Below are 14,369 nucleotides of genomic sequence, written 5' to 3' on the forward strand. Positions count from 1 at the left end.
GAATGCCATCGGTCCAAAGCTCGACCGCGGCGACATACTGCTGATTGCACGGCGCTCGAAAGCGCCCATGTGTCGAACCACATGCTGACCCGCTGCGATGCCCTCACTACGGTGTTCCGCAAGCTGCGGGCCTGAACTACACTGCGCGCCATGACTGAGAACGTCGAAAATCTCATCATCGAGCATCTGCGCCAGATACGGGCCTCGGTCGACCGACTGGCCGAGCGCACGGAAATGCTGACCATGCGCATCGGCTCACTCGAAAAGCAGGTGGCCGCTGTGCACGAGGACATGGCCACGCTGTCAGTTCGGCTCGACCGCATGGAGCAACGGCTCGACCGCGTGGAACGGCGGCTCGAAATCGCCTGAGGACATCCACCATAAAACGACGGGCCCCTGTGGGCCCGTTCCGTTTCGGCTTCGCCAACCAGCGCCCAGGGCGCACTGGATCGCCCAACTCGAAGAGCCTGTCTAGCTGTGATGTCCCAATAGGTTGTTCACCCAGCCGGGTCTGGGTGAATCGCCCCGGGTTCCGTGGAGGCCAGTTGGTTTAAGTCAGGCTGGGATGGCGGCCTGCTCGGCGAGATGCCGGTAGTAGTTTGCCTCAGCCTCCGCAGGCGGGATGTAGCCGATGGGCTCCAGCAGTCGGTGGTGATTGAACCAGGATACCCATTCGAGCGTCGCGAGTTCCAGGGACTCTTTGGTCTTCCAGGGCGCTCGGCGATGGATCAATTCGGCCTTGTAGAGCCCGTTGATCGTCTCGGCCAGAGCGTTGTCGTAGCTGTCGCCCTTGCTGCCAACCGACGGCTCGACGCCGGCCTCGGCTAGCCGCTCGCTGTAGCGAACGGAGACGTATTGCGAACCCCTGTCGGAGTGCGCCACAAGACTACGATCGCGCTCCGGTTCATCCCCGCTCGCGCGGGGAACACGGCGCGCTGATGGAGCGCAACGTGCAGTTCCGCGGTTCATCCCCGCTCGCGCGGGGAACACGCGCTGATCGTGACGGCATCGCCGCTGACGGTCGGTTCATCCCCGCTCGCGCGGGGAACACACCTCTGCCGCCCGCCGCCTTCGCTCTTCCCGACGGTTCATCCCCGCTCGCGCGGGGAACACTACGACTTGGCGCGGCGCGGCGCAATCCCGAGCGGTTCATCCCCGCTCGCGCGGGGAACACTCGTCGCGCTTCGCCATGAACACGGCGTCGGCCGGCTCATCCCCGCTCGCGCGGGGAACACGCCTTGATCTCCCGAGCGCGGGCGATGGTGGCCGGTTCATCCCCGCTCGCGCGGGGAACACACCCTGCTGGAACAGGAGCGCACGGCATTGCACGGTTCATCCCCGCTCGCGCGGGGAACACGCAGCCGCCGTCACGCGCAGTTGCTGCAGGCGCGGTTCATCCCCGCTCGCGCGGGGAACACGAGGCTCTGCGCACGCTGGATCCGGGTGAGTTCGGTTCATCCCCGCTCGCGCGGGGAACACAAGTTTCCTGCCGACGCATTCTGCTCCTCAACCGGTTCATCCCCGCTCGCGCGGGGAACACTTATTGCGATGAGAGATAGACATTTAGGCCTCCGGTTCATCCCCGCTCGCGCGGGGAACACTCGATCGCGGTCACAGCGGGCGTGCGCTCGGCCGGTTCATCCCCGCTCGCGCGGGGAACACTGCAGTAAGCGTCACGAGGGCCCTGCGGGGCCCGGTTCATCCCCGCTCGCGCGGGGAACACATGGTGCGGTACATCACGTAGGGAAACCGGTCCGGTTCATCCCCGCTCGCGCGGGGAACACATCACGTCGCCGCCCGGCGAGTTGATGTAGACCGGTTCATCCCCGCTCGCGCGGGGAACACTGATTTATCAGGAATGGTTCCGTGATGAGAATCGGTTCATCCCCGCTCGCGCGGGGAACACCGCTCACGACGCACCGCAGCCGCACGCCTGCACGGTTCATCCCCGCTCGCGCGGGGAACACTACCTGAGCGAACTGGAGGATGTCATCCTTCGCGGTTCATCCCCGCTCGCGCGGGGAACACCGCGACTCGATCGCGCTGGCGCTCACCGCCGACGGTTCATCCCCGCTCGCGCGGGGAACACGCATTCGCCGCTCTCCTGTCCGACGTGCTCGGCGGTTCATCCCCGCTCGCGCGGGGAACACCTGGGCGTCGAGCACGTATGGAAGCGTCTGATCGGTTCATCCCCGCTCGCGCGGGGAACACACGAGGGACTCGTCGAGCGCTGGGAAGAGCGGCGGTTCATCCCCGCTCGCGCGGGGAACACCGATTCGGACCGGTGCTGGCCGGATTCCACGACGGTTCATCCCCGCTCGCGCGGGGAACACTTACTGGCCGGGCACTGCGCGCGCAGGCCGATCGGTTCATCCCCGCTCGCGCGGGGAACACTCGCCGAAGCGAGCCGGGTCGATCGCCAGCACCGGTTCATCCCCGCTCGCGCGGGGAACACTTCAGCAGCGCGGTGAGGCCGTCCAGCGCGGCCGGTTCATCCCCGCTCGCGCGGGGAACACTCGGCGTTGGCCGAGGCCCCCCCGCGGCGCGGCGGTTCATCCCCGCTCGCGCGGGGAACACTCGACATCGAGATCAACATTTGGGACGACGTGCGGTTCATCCCCGCTCGCGCGGGGAACACACGCCCAGCGGCGCGGCGGCCTCGCACGCGGCCGGTTCATCCCCGCTCGCGCGGGGAACACACCTGCACGCGATTAAACGACTGCGTGACGGCCGGTTCATCCCCGCTCGCGCGGGGAACACGTGAAAACACCGTTCGTTTTGGAAACTGCTGACGGTTCATCCCCGCTCGCGCGGGGAACACAACTGGGACAAGCCATCCAGCATCAAATGTGGCGGTTCATCCCCGCTCGCGCGGGGAACACCACATATAAAAGCGAACGCCGCCCGGAAATTTCGGTTCATCCCCGCTCGCGCGGGGAACACCTCAGGCCCAGTTCGGCGGCCACCGCTGCGGGCGGTTCATCCCCGCTCGCGCGGGGAACACTCGTGGAGGTTGTCGTCGCGCGACGCAACGCTCGGTTCATCCCCGCTCGCGCGGGGAACACCCCTCGCCGCCGCAGGTTCCGGCCGCTAACCCCGGTTCATCCCCGCTCGCGCGGGGAACACGCGCCCCCGCATCGCATTAAGCAAATCGAAGGCGGTTCATCCCCGCTCGCGCGGGGAACACGTGTTGAATGTCGGATCGAACTGGAAATATTTCGGTTCATCCCCGCTCGCGCGGGGAACACTCCTTCGCAAAAATTGGTTGACGGTGACACTACGGTTCATCCCCGCTCGCGCGGGGAACACCGGTGGTTCACGGTCAGCGGCGATCGCCGGCGCGGTTCATCCCCGCTCGCGCGGGGAACACGTCAGCACCGACATCGACAACCTGCTGTCGATCGGTTCATCCCCGCTCGCGCGGGGAACACTTCTCGAATGCCGCGATCGGCATCGGTCAGGACGGTTCATCCCCGCTCGCGCGGGGAACACTCCTGGATCTGGCGCAACGTGTCGAGGATCGCCGGTTCATCCCCGCTCGCGCGGGGAACACGCCGACCAGATGTTCGTGTACCGCGCCGCGGCCGGTTCATCCCCGCTCGCGCGGGGAACACCCAGCAGCGCGTTGCAGCAGAACCGCCTCCGACGGTTCATCCCCGCTCGCGCGGGGAACACGCCTGATCCTCGCCCATGCCAGCCACCCCGAGCGGTTCATCCCCGCTCGCGCGGGGAACACTCCGGCGCCGTCTTCAGCAAGCACGCAACCGGCGGTTCATCCCCGCTCGCGCGGGGAACACGGCGACTTGCCGCCGTTCTTCTTGATGTCGGACGGTTCATCCCCGCTCGCGCGGGGAACACGTGAGGGAGGCACCAATGCGCAAGCTCATCACCGGTTCATCCCCGCTCGCGCGGGGAACACCCCAAGGTCATCGGCGGCAACAAGAACATCCACGGTTCATCCCCGCTCGCGCGGGGAACACGCCAACCGCTGCCACTGCGGCTGTTCGTGGATCGGTTCATCCCCGCTCGCGCGGGGAACACCAGGTACGGGGTTCTGCTGGTTCTCCAGCGCCCGGTTCATCCCCGCTCGCGCGGGGAACACCGGAGCTCGAAACAAACCTCGGGTGGCGCGATCGGTTCATCCCCGCTCGCGCGGGGAACACGCATGCCAGTAGCGAGTCAGAGTCAAGTCGCCCGGTTCATCCCCGCTCGCGCGGGGAACACCCGACGGAGCGTGCCGACAGCGTGATGTTCACCGGTTCATCCCCGCTCGCGCGGGGAACACATCCAGTCGGCCGGCGACTCGCGATCGGTGGTCGGTTCATCCCCGCTCGCGCGGGGAACACGGATCTGCCGGCAGGTCCGGCAGTGGCACCGTCGGTTCATCCCCGCTCGCGCGGGGAACACTCGCGCGCCGTGTCGACGCTGCCCAGCAGGTACGGTTCATCCCCGCTCGCGCGGGGAACACAGCGCTGTATTCACCTGATTGGATAGCGTTCTACGGTTCATCCCCGCTCGCGCGGGGAACACACTGGGACAAGCCATCCGGCATCGAATGTTGCCGGTTCATCCCCGCTCGCGCGGGGAACACTTTGTACGAGCCGCAGATCGCTCTTGATGGTTCGGTTCATCCCCGCTCGCGCGGGGAACACCATGACGCGCGCCGTGATCTGCAGGCGCTCATCGGTTCATCCCCGCTCGCGCGGGGAACACGCCAACTGCTGGGACGTTTCGGTCAGCGCGTTCGGTTCATCCCCGCTCGCGCGGGGAACACGTGTCCAGGTCACGGCGCGCAACGGTCATCTTCGGTTCATCCCCGCTCGCGCGGGGAACACCGCAGCAGCGCGCGGCCGGACACCTGCTCGATCGGTTCATCCCCGCTCGCGCGGGGAACACTGGCGCTTGAAGCCGACGATCTCCTGCAGCGTCTGGTTCATCCCCGCTCGCGCGGGGAACACGCGACTCCGTGAATGCCTCCCATGCGTTGCGACGGTTCATCCCCGCTCGCGCGGGGAACACAACAACCTCACGGTGGAATTCCGGGGCCTGGACGGTTCATCCCCGCTCGCGCGGGGAACACCAGGACACCGACGAACTCGGCAGGGCGATCGGCGGTTCATCCCCGCTCGCGCGGGGAACACTTGAGCCAGTCCTCGACGAGCATCGCCCAGGACGGTTCATCCCCGCTCGCGCGGGGAACACGAGCGCCAGGTGCCCGAGCTGCAGCGCAGCGTCGGTTCATCCCCGCTCGCGCGGGGAACACCGAGCATCGGCCTCGGTCATGCGGTGCCGGGTCGGTTCATCCCCGCTCGCGCGGGGAACACACCAAAGGTATCCCATTGTCCCAGAAGGAAAAAAGTACCCTCCCTATTTCTACCGGGAAAATTCGTGTTGTTAAAGACCAGTCGGCTCAACAGGCCGGAAGCTCACCAACCGCAACCCGTCGTAGTCGACGGGCTCCCGTCGATTCACCCCCAAAGTCTGGAAGTCATAGCCAGATTCACTGCGGCTAGCCCAGGCCATGACCACGTTGCCTTCTTCATGGCCTTCGACCAACTGCTCCCAGATCATTTCCCGAGTGCGACGGCTCACGTCGCCAACGTAGACGCCGGCGCGCATCTCCAGGAGCCAGATGGCCAATCGGCCGCGCATGCGTGGCGGCACGTTCTCGGTGATCACGACCAACAGTGACATCACTGACTCCGGTGCCCGGCGTCGCCCAGCCCTTGTGGGACCGGGATCGCCGGTGGCACGGATTCCGGCGGTGCCTCGGGCGGACTGATGCCGCCAGCAGCCAGCATTTCTTCGATGGAGGGAATGATGCGCTCCAGCAGCTTGCTCTGGCGGAACAGGTCGCGGCAAGCCAGCCGCACCGCTCGCTCAGGCTCGGAGGGCGAGCGGGCAGCGGTGCCGAATGCCAGCGGCACGACGGTCTCGAACTTGAACACATCCGCCACGTCGTAGACAAACGACAGCGGCTTGCCGGTGTGGATGAAACCCACGGCCGGCGCATAGCCCGCGGCCAGCACGGCCGCTTCGGTAATGCCGTACAGGCAGGCAGTGGCGGCTGACAAGCAGCGGTTGGGCACGTCGGCGGCATCCCATTCCTGCTGGTCGTAGTTGCGGGCCTTCCAGTTCACGCCATGCCGCTCGGCCAGCAGCTTGTAGCTCGCGCGCACACGCGCTCCTTCGATGCCGCGCAACTGCTCCACACTGCGACGCGCCGGCGCCGGCTCGCCGAAGCGCATCTCGTACATCTTGCGCACGACCTTCAGACGCAACTCATCGTCCAGCGCCAGCTTGGCCTGGTAGAGCAGGCGGTCGGCGCGCGCGCCGCCGGGCTGTCCGCTGGCATACAGCCGCACCCCGGACTCGCCCACCCATACCAGCAGCGTGCCCACCAGCGAAGCCAGCCGCACAGCCGCGTGCGACACACGTGTGCCGGGCTCGAGCATGATGCAGGCCACCGAGCCCACCGGAATGTGCGTACGCACGCCAGTCTTGTCGATTAGAACGAAGGCACCATCCACCACGTCGATCTGCCCGTACTGGACGAAGACCATCGAGATGCGGTCCTTCATGGGCAGGGGCTTCAGTGGAGGCAACATGGGAACACGCGCCGTATGAAGCTCACTCCGACTGTCGCCGCACCAGCAGCAGCCCGCAACCCATGCTCTTGGCACTGCCCACGCCGTTGAAAAGCGCTTGGCAGAAAGTCTGTGGATCGACGACGCGGAGCACGCCCCGGAAGTCCACGGTCGTGAAGCGCAACGACCGGTCCTTACGCTCACGATGCTGCTGATAGGTCTCAACAATCAAGACGTCGCTCAACAGTTCGAAGCCCAGGACTGCACTGCGACGTTGCAGCCAATCGCTGCAACTGCGCTGGATCAACTCATGCAAGTCGGGTCGCTCGCTGCCATTCCAATCGGCCCATCGCTGCAATCCTTGCTGGGCGAGCAATTGCGTCTTGGCGTCCATGACAACGTCGTGACGCTTGGACTTGCCATCGCGCCCGTGCCGCACGGTGGGGTTGGCCCGCAGTTCGAAGCTCAGCAGGTCTCCGGCCCGTAACTCTGGCTCGTAGTCACGGCAATGCAAGGCCCAGGCATCGTCTAGCGCAACCGGAGGTCGATGCGAAACCATGTAATAGCGCAGCAGCCCATCCGACGTCTCATGGCGGCGAAACAGGAAATCGCGCGGCATGCCCGCGGCTGCGGGGAACCAGCGCCACAACCATTGATGGTCGGCATAAGGACCGTTGGCTCGTTGCCGCGCCGCTTCGCGCTCACGCCCCTCGGCAGGCGCGATCATGCTGAAGTACATGGCTCAGACCTCCGGCCCAGGCAACGGCTGCGATGCAGGCAACAAGGCCACCCGCTCGCTGCGGTCACCGAATTGCCAGCCGCTGCGCCGGATCAACCGATCCTTGCGTTGTACGCTTAGATCGGCCTCGACACCCGCCGAGATGTGCTCGTCGAAGGCCAGGCGTTGCAGGCCTGGAAGGTCTTCCAGCGGCACACGGCCGTGTGCGGCAGCCACGCGCTGCCGCGCGGCCTCACGCAAGCTCGCATAAGTCTGCATGGCGGCCAACACCGATTCCGCGTTCACCACCTGCGGCCACAGCGGTGCGGCGGGAGGGCAACTCTTGCGACCGAGGTAGAGCACATAGCGGGGCTGGCGCAGCGCAGCAGCCAGTTCATCCAATTGGTGCGGCGCAGCTTCGCGGGCTTGCAACGCCACAAGCCAGATGCCGTTCTGCCGGTAGTCACGGTTCGACAGGATGGTGCCCAGTTCGGGCCGAGGCACGGTCAGCTCTTGTCGACGTGTGGCTTGCGGACGCCCCTTCAGCGCCGCACGCGGCGGCACCTGCGCGGTGTGGTAGTCGCGCAGCAGGCTACCCTCGGCGAGCAGGGCCGTGGCAAAGCCATAACCTTCGCGCAACGCAGTGTGCGCTGCTTCGTCTTCCCGCTGCAGACCCAGCGCCGCGCCCAGCAGGCCGAGCAGCGCCGACTGCGAGGGCAATTCGGCCGTGCCGCGGAACTCGCCGACGGCTGGCTCGCCCCAGGCCGCGAACGGCCCCAACAACTGAAAGATCAGAAAGTCAGCCATACGCCTAGCCGCGCAGGAAACCAACCAGCCCGTCGAGCGAACCCTCGCCCTTTTCGACATCGAGCATGTAGCGCGCGTCGGCACAGGCTCCGTAGACCTTGTCGAAGCTGTCGCGCCGCTTCTCCAGCGAAACGACCGCCTGCTCCAGCACGCCGAGTTCCCCCCAAGGCTTGACGGGCTTCAAGAACGCCTGGGCCAGCGAGCGCGGCTGTTGGTCTCCTTTCTCGGCCAGCACGTAGCTTGCGTAGGCGCGCGATCCGTAGCTGTTCTGCATACCTGTTGGCGACACCTGGGTGACAGCGCGCACCAGCGCTTCCAGCGCGCGGTCACGCAATGCGGCATCACCACCGAGGTTGGCCTGCAACAGTTCCAGGTCGATGCACAGGTAGAGATAGAACAAGCCGGCGCCGTAGCCGCGCTCGCCGATGTGCGCCGCCCCGGTCTCCTCGCGGGGGTTCAGGTCGTCGACGGCGCTGAAATAGTCGTCTTCGACGGCAGACCTGTGCACCGTGAACGCATGAGCGACTTGAACGGCTGCTTCGACGTTGAAAAGGGCGGCATCGGCCAGCATGCGCCCGAACATCGCGATGTCTACTGCGTGTCGCGGCTGACTCAACAGCGCCAGCTCGTCCTCCGTCGGCTTGGTTTTGCGCTCGACAAGCGTCTTGCAAAGCGCCTCGACTGCCGCCACTTCTTCCGGACTGAAGTGAGCCAGTTGCTCGATCTCCAGATCGGCGTCCTTCTCGGTCTTCTTGTCGGACTTGAGCTTGCCGAATTGCTTGGCAATCTCCTTGGCCCATTCACGAGCCTGCTTCTCGGCAATGCCACCGCGCTTCAGCGTTTCGAAAACCTGCCTACCCATCAGCTTCGTGCGCGTGCCAAGGTGGCCGGCCAGCGCCGCTTCGAACCGCTCCGAACAGCGCCACGCCCGCTTGAGGCTTTGCGAAGAAATCCGCAACCGCAGCGCGTCACCCACCAAGGCCGTCTTGGGGCGGCCGGTGTCGTCGCGGTTCAGATTCGAGGGCGGATAGCTGGTCAGCAGGTGCAATTGGGCGAAGCGGCTCATGGTTGTTCCTCTGTAGCGATGGTGTCGAAGTGCTCAGGTCTTGTCGGTCCAGCGATAGGCATAGGCCCAGCGCTTGCGGGTCTCGTCGCCCCAGCCAAAGACGTCAGTGGCCAGGGCCTCGGGGTCGGTCTTGTGGCCGATCAGCGGCAGAAGTCGGCGCAAGCCGCTGAACAGCGCCTCGATATCGGGCGCGTCCAGCAGCCGGGCAAAGCGCAACTCGCTGACAAGGTTCCGGTCGCTTCCCTCGGGGCGCTGGCTCATGGCGTGGGGCAGGCTCAAATCGCTGCGCGCCGTCACATGGGCAGCCAGGCCGACCACGGCAGCCAACCGCTCCTGCTGCCAAGGCACCCATTCGGCACCAGGGTGGGCCGCAGCCAACTCACGGTAGATACGCTGGTAGGCCGGCGCGCAGGCCACGGCCGTCAGGTCGTGCGCGCGGCGCAGCGCAGCGCGGTCAGCGCGGACCGTGCCATCGGCTTTCTCGTCTTGCAGCCTCGACCACCAGACCATGAAGCGGGCCTTGACCGGGCCGGGCAAGGCATAGCGGGAAATGGCGTTCGTCATCGCGGTGACTCTCCTGTGCAGAGCTTGTCGTGTAATCAGTTCGCCTTGGCCCTTACCGGCTCCGGCAGGCACAGGGCAGCACGCAGTTTGGGGCCATCCAGGCTGCGCTGCAGGTAGCGTCGAGCTTCAGATGCACGAGCAGGGTGTTGCCTCTCGATGGCACCGCTTCCCACCAAGTCCCGATCAAAAATCGCTAGTGCGGCTTGGCGCAACGAGAGCCGCCAGGATTCGGCGGAAGCCAACGGATCGGTGATTTCGGCGCCATTGCGCAGCGCGTGGATGCGTTCACGCAACCGTTGATAGAACGCTGCCTCAGTGCGGTTCCAGAACGCAGCGTCGACGAACCCAAGATCACCGCGTGGGTCGGCGCCGAACCAGGCATTCTTGACCGCAGTGCGCAACACGCCAACAGCGAACTCTGCACCGCTCAGCCAACTGCCGACCTCCTCGCGCAATGCCTTGTGCTCAGACACACTGCAATCGCCGAGTTCGTAGAGAGGCACAGTCGACTCGTACCAGCAGCGAGGCTTCATGTTCTTCATGTCGTAGCCAAAGGCCCACAGCCTTACAGCAAGTCCCGACTGGCGCTCCCGCTGCTGGAACTGGCTCACGACAAGCGCGGGTTCGACGTGCTTTCTGTCGTTGTGCACGCCCAAGACCCAGGCCAGCCAATGACGATAGCCCAGGCCGCCCGGCTGGGGATGCAGCGGAAGCAAACCTTCTTTGCCTGCGTAGTAGGGCGACAGCGGGTGCCGCCATGCCCCCTCATAGTTCAAGCCGTGGTTGCGCGTCACATAGCACGAGATCAAAGCCCTCGACGGGTGGCCACAAAGATCGCAGTCACCGCTCTCAGGGGAGCCAAGCTCGAGCCGGATACGACGCGGCATCGCCCAGAAGACGTGGGCCGGATGAACTTGCAACGGCGTAGTATTGCCCTCGCCCTTCTGCAGAGCACCCTGCGGAGCCAACCAGGGAAAGGTGCGGAATGGCGCGTCCATTCCGGACTCCGGAGGCGTGGACATGAAGGTCGATTGCGCCCGCACGTTGAGCCAAAGTGTCTGCCAAAGACTGGCCGGTTGCCCGGGTCGCCCCGTGGCGACGAGCAGGGTCGTCAATGGCCCTCCACCGCGCAGGCCCGTGCGGTGACCGGCGCCGCCCGAGGGGGCATTGGTCTGCAACGTGAACAGCGCAAGCGCCGCGCAGTGCGAACACAGCGCCCTGACGCGCCCACGCTTGACGAAATGGTCGCTGTTGTCCCGTATCGCGTTTTCACCTGGTGCGTCGATCAACAAGTTGGCGACGCTCAACGGCTCACCGTCGCTGCTGCGCAGTTCCAGATCCTGCATGAAGCGTGGGCCGTCGCCGTCGAATTCGAAAGCAATTTGATGCGGGCTGAACCACTCGGTCAGCGCAACCTCGTCGGGAGGGCTTTGCAGCCATCGGCGCCACGCCGACACGTCGGCTGCCGGCGTGCAGGTCTGCAGCAGGCCGATGGCGAACTGGGCCAGCGCACCGTTGAAGTCGGGCCGACAGGCATCGAAGGCCACGAGATCAGGGTCGGTGAGTTGCGTGGGGGCAATCCAATCCGACCGTCCATCGCGACGGCGCACTGGAAGCCAGGGCTCAGACAGAAGATTCATCGCCAACCTCTTCAAGTGCTCCATGAAGTGCGTCAATGATAAACACAAGAGAGAAGTCCGACTATGAAAATTTCTTCGTTTCGCCTCTTGTGCCACACTTTGAATCGTTCTTCCTGATCAGGAAGATGAACCAAGAGAGGTCCGACTCGGCACTCAATTGGCTGCTTGTTCCCCACCATCGGCGTGGGGCCTACCGCCGGGGGTTTCGACTCCCGGCGCTCTTTGCGGCACCAGCCCTTCTGCCGCGCTGTAGGTCCACCACGCCGGATCCGACAGACCCTGCGCCGACAGACCCCATGCCATCCCTTGATGGATGTCATCTACTCGATCGAGCGCAAAAAGGATCGCCCCCTTGCCTGCGCCGGACAACAAGGCGAGTGTTTGCTGGAGAACCGCAACCCGAGCTGGATCTGCCGGCACGCCAGCCTCGGCAATCAGTCGCCTCGCCACGCGCACGGTGCTGTAAGCCCAGGCATGGCGCGGCTTGTCGTCGCGCCACGGGCGCAGGTGGTTGCCATCCCATCGCGCCAGCAGCACCTCGATGGTCTCTTCGCCCAGCCGTGACGGCGCGGCCGTATCAGCCGCCCAATCCAACCCCTGACGCTGATAGCCCTCCGGCAGCTTGACGCTGTTCATCACAGCCTGCGATGCGTCTGCGTAGGCCTTGCCTTGAGCGTCCCCGGCGCTGCGCTGCAAGCCGGGGGGCGAGTCCACATCGGCTGCTTCGCCGAACACAGCCTCGATCAAGGCTCGGGCATCTTCGGGCATGCGCAACTCGCCGGACTGCAATGCACGGGCACTGAGCCAGAGTGCGGCATGGTTGGCATAGACCTTGGACGACTTCGGTAGCACCTGCCGGTACCAGTCCGGAGCAGGCTCTTCGGTCCAGGCCGGGCCGAAGATCCACAAGACCGGTTCGCCACGACCATCCTGTTCGCCATGAGGGAGCCGCTCACCCTGCGCATCGCGAACATGCCGATGCAATCGGCCAAGACGCTGAATCAGACGGTCGATCGGCGCAAGATCACTGACCACCAGATCGAAATCGACATCCAACGACTGCTCTGCTACCTGTGTTGCGATCAGCAAGCGACCCTGCCGCTGCTGCGGGCCGCTGTCGGGGCCGAATGCGGCCAACACACGCTCCTCAATATCCAGTCGGTCGCCGAGTGCGAATCGCGCATGGAAAAGCATGATCCGCTCGACCGGCCAGTGCGTGGCCATCGTGGCCCGGGCATTCAGTGCATCGGTCACGGTGTTGCGGATCCAGGCCACGCAGCGGCCGGCCCGCAGCGCCGCAACGATGCTTTCGATCACCTCATCTTGCTCGGCCAGGTAGCGCACGACAACGCGACGGCGGACCTCCGGCCTGGTGGCAATGGCTGTTTCCGCGACCCGAGTCGCATGGCCGATGGCCCACGCACTGGCCAGCGGGAAACTGTCGACACTGAACGCCGGCGAATCCTCTTGCCCGCACCCCTGCGCGAACGCTCGCACCAGCGAGGTCTTCATGCGCCGACTCAGTGTGGCCGACAGCAGGATGGCACTGCCTCCAGCACGCGCATGGAAGCGCAGCAGAGTCTCGAGCGTGCGCTGCATGTAGGCATCGCAGGCGTGGACCTCGTCGACGATCAGCACCTTGCGGGCCAACCCCAGCAGGCGCAGGCATTGGTGCTTGCTCTGCAATGCGCCGAGAAGGGCCTGGTCGATGGTGCCGATGCCGGCCGGCGACAGTAGCGCCCGCTTGTTGTGGTCGGCCAGCCAACGCTGACAGCGGCGCGTGGCCGTGTCGTCCTGCTGTGAGGCATCGCCTTCGTCGGGACCGGCCTCGACGATCGAGGCCGCAAAGTCGTCAACCAGATTTCGTCCCGCATGAGCCAGCACCAGACTGGCTTGGCCAGCGAACAGCCGCTGGTAGAAACGAGCCAACCGCCCATACATGGCATTGGCTGTCGCCATCGTCGGTAGGCCGATGAAGAAACCTTCGGCATGGCCAGCAGCCATCAGGCGGTGCGCAAGCATCAACGCTGCCTCGGTCTTGCCGGCGCCGGTCACGTCTTCGAGCAGGTGGATCTGCGGGCCGGGCGCCAATTCCACCGAGGCGGCCCAGGCCTGCAGGTGGAGAGGGCTTGACGATGTGCGGGAACAACTCGGCGAAGCCGAGCGCGCGCTGCCGCGGTATTGGCAACACGCCCGAGTGCTGCAGGGCCGATTCGGCACGTTGCAGGGCCAGCGGCCAATAGTCGTCCAGCGTGGCGGTCGGCTGGTCGTGGTACTGGAAGATCTCGGCGTTGGAGCCTATCCAGTCGGCCAACACCGCCAGGCCGGCAACCCACCATGACAAAACCCGGCTCACACGCCCGAAGCGCGCCCCAGTAGACATGGGCAGCGCCGTCGCCGTCGGGCTCAGCAGCAGGTGCCGCGCTGCGGCGACAAACTCCAGAGCGGCCTGGCGATCGCGCGGTCGGAAGTGCCGGCTCAGCAACGGAACGTGGCTGAGCGGCGGTTGGCCGTGGTGGCCCATGACGGCCTGCGCCCAGAAAGCGAGCCCTTCTTCGAGACTCTCATCATCGCCCTGGAACCACGACTCCGAGAAAGCCAGGGACCGGATCTCGTCGACCCAGAACTGATGACCCAGGCTGTCGTGCCGCACATCGGGCAGGCCTTGGTGAGCCGGCAGTGAGCCCTGGAGTTGTTCGATCAGATCGAGCCGTTGCGCCTGAAAGCTCAGCGAGAACTTGCCGAGGTCATGCAATGCCAGCCAGAACACGAGCCAGTTGCGAACAGCCTCCGGATCATCGGCACACCCCAATTCGGCGGCAAACCAACTGAGCAGGGGTCGGTTGCGGCTCAGGAAAACGCTGGCCACGGCCGCCACATCGAGGCTGTGAAAGGGCAGCAAATGAAATGCCGGCCCGCCGCCGATCGGTCGGGCTTTGCCCCAGTACTCGAAGAAGGTTCGCGGATTCATGCGACGATCTTCAACC

General features: G+C 65.4%; 9 protein-coding genes, 2 pseudogenes and 1 CRISPR repeat array. Of the genes and pseudogenes, 1 reads left to right on the plus strand and 10 read right to left on the minus strand.

All coding sequences use genetic code 11. From position 1 onward, the window contains the following. The first annotated feature begins 150 nt into the window (after positions 1–150). Positions 151–369 (plus strand): hypothetical protein, encoded by a 219-nt coding sequence (locus QM792_RS17440; protein ID WP_415151368.1) that lies wholly within the window; start codon positions 151–153, stop codon positions 367–369. Positions 370–555: 186 nt separating this feature from the next. Here the strand turns inward: QM792_RS17440 and QM792_RS17445 are convergent. From QM792_RS17445 to QM792_RS17490, 10 genes and pseudogenes are all read right to left on the minus strand, one after another. After that, positions 556–885, minus strand: a pseudogene (locus QM792_RS17445) (integrase core domain-containing protein); the annotation flags it as partial. Between the two features lie 15 nt (positions 886–900). Then, positions 901–5,324: a CRISPR direct-repeat array (repeat unit 29 nt; unit sequence CGGTTCATCCCCGCTCGCGCGGGGAACAC). Positions 5,325–5,394: 70 nt separating this feature from the next. Next, positions 5,395–5,694: a type I-E CRISPR-associated endoribonuclease Cas2e gene (cas2e, locus tag QM792_RS17450; RefSeq protein ID WP_415151369.1), complete on the minus strand. Its 300-nt coding sequence runs from the start codon at positions 5,692–5,694 to the stop codon at positions 5,395–5,397. After that, positions 5,694–6,581, minus strand: a complete 888-nt coding sequence (cas1e, locus tag QM792_RS17455; RefSeq protein ID WP_415151370.1) for a type I-E CRISPR-associated endonuclease Cas1e — start codon at positions 6,579–6,581, stop codon at positions 5,694–5,696. Before cas1e ends, cas2e begins: the two co-directional genes overlap by 1 nt. Before the next feature lie 49 nt (positions 6,582–6,630). Continuing rightward, entirely contained in the window at positions 6,631–7,326 is a 696-nt protein-coding gene (cas6e, locus tag QM792_RS17460; protein ID WP_415151371.1) for a type I-E CRISPR-associated protein Cas6/Cse3/CasE, read from the minus strand. A 3-nt stretch (positions 7,327–7,329) separates the two neighbouring features. Continuing rightward, a complete protein-coding gene (cas5e, locus tag QM792_RS17465; protein ID WP_415151372.1) occupies positions 7,330–8,112 on the minus strand; it encodes a type I-E CRISPR-associated protein Cas5/CasD in 783 nt (260 codons plus the stop codon). A gap of 4 nt (positions 8,113–8,116) precedes the next feature. Further along, complete coding sequence (cas7e, locus tag QM792_RS17470; protein ID WP_415151373.1) at positions 8,117–9,178, minus strand: type I-E CRISPR-associated protein Cas7/Cse4/CasC; 1,062 nt, start codon at positions 9,176–9,178, stop codon at positions 8,117–8,119. A 33-nt stretch (positions 9,179–9,211) separates the two neighbouring features. Further along, a complete protein-coding gene (casB, locus tag QM792_RS17475) occupies positions 9,212–9,742 on the minus strand; it encodes a type I-E CRISPR-associated protein Cse2/CasB (protein ID WP_415151374.1) in 531 nt (176 codons plus the stop codon). Between the two features lie 35 nt (positions 9,743–9,777). Next, positions 9,778–11,406 (minus strand): type I-E CRISPR-associated protein Cse1/CasA, encoded by a 1,629-nt coding sequence (gene casA / locus QM792_RS17480; protein ID WP_415151375.1) that lies wholly within the window; start codon positions 11,404–11,406, stop codon positions 9,778–9,780. A 129-nt stretch (positions 11,407–11,535) separates the two neighbouring features. Further along, on the minus strand, positions 11,536–13,437 hold the full coding sequence (gene cas3 / locus QM792_RS17485) for a CRISPR-associated helicase Cas3' (protein WP_415151376.1): 1,902 nt from the start codon (positions 13,435–13,437) through the stop codon (positions 11,536–11,538). A 235-nt stretch (positions 13,438–13,672) separates the two neighbouring features. Beyond that, a pseudogene (locus QM792_RS17490) lies at positions 13,673–14,353 on the minus strand (CRISPR-associated endonuclease Cas3''); the annotation flags it as partial. Between the last annotated feature and the right edge of the window lie 16 nt (positions 14,354–14,369).

It is taken from the genome of Piscinibacter sp. (assembly GCF_047600445.1).
Taxonomy (GTDB): Bacteria; Pseudomonadota; Gammaproteobacteria; order Burkholderiales; family Burkholderiaceae_C; genus Piscinibacter.